The organism is Aphanothece microscopica RSMan92 (genome assembly GCF_046613545.2).
Classification (GTDB): Bacteria; Cyanobacteriota; Cyanobacteriia; order PCC-6307; family Cyanobiaceae; genus NIES-981.
Map to the genome: position 1 here is coordinate 1 of NZ_JBKKKY020000493.1, position 476 is coordinate 476.

Here is a 476-nt window from a genome sequence, read left to right on the forward strand (position 1 = left end):
GTCGACCCTGCTACAGACGAAACGAGTAGGCTGGCTGAAATACCTGCATCTGGTGGCAACTGCAGCTGGTAGGATCCTCCGTATGGTGACGGCACGATCATGACCGTATCCATAGCACCACCGGTCGTGTCGATGAGACTTAGCCTTTGAGCGCGTTGCGTTTGTGCAACAAGCATCATTCCGCTGCCAAGCAAGAAGGTCAGAAATATGATCAGTCGCGTCATTGGTGCTCTTTCCGGGTTCTCGGGATATACATACCAGGTCATATCGTCTTCCAGTGCTCGTCAGGCAGGTGCAACCCACAACGGTGCACCTGCCTGTGAGCGTCAGTCATCGTCGTTAGGGATTGATGGTCCAATGGATGATATCGGAAGGATCGGCAGGGCCAGGGAGCATGACGGTGAAGGATCCTACACCGGCAGCACCAGGTGTGATGGAGCTGATGTATGCACCACCGCCGACGCTGCTGACGTGCG

The 476-nt window shown here is 55.5% G+C and carries 1 protein-coding gene; it reads right to left on the bottom strand.

Annotation, left to right across the window (positions count from 1 at the left end):
- Positions 1 to 266, bottom strand: a 266-nt coding sequence (locus ACLD7X_RS18705) for a hypothetical protein (protein WP_411425181.1), incomplete at its 3' end; no start/stop codon positions are given.
- Positions 267 to 476: the final 210 nt, after the last annotated feature.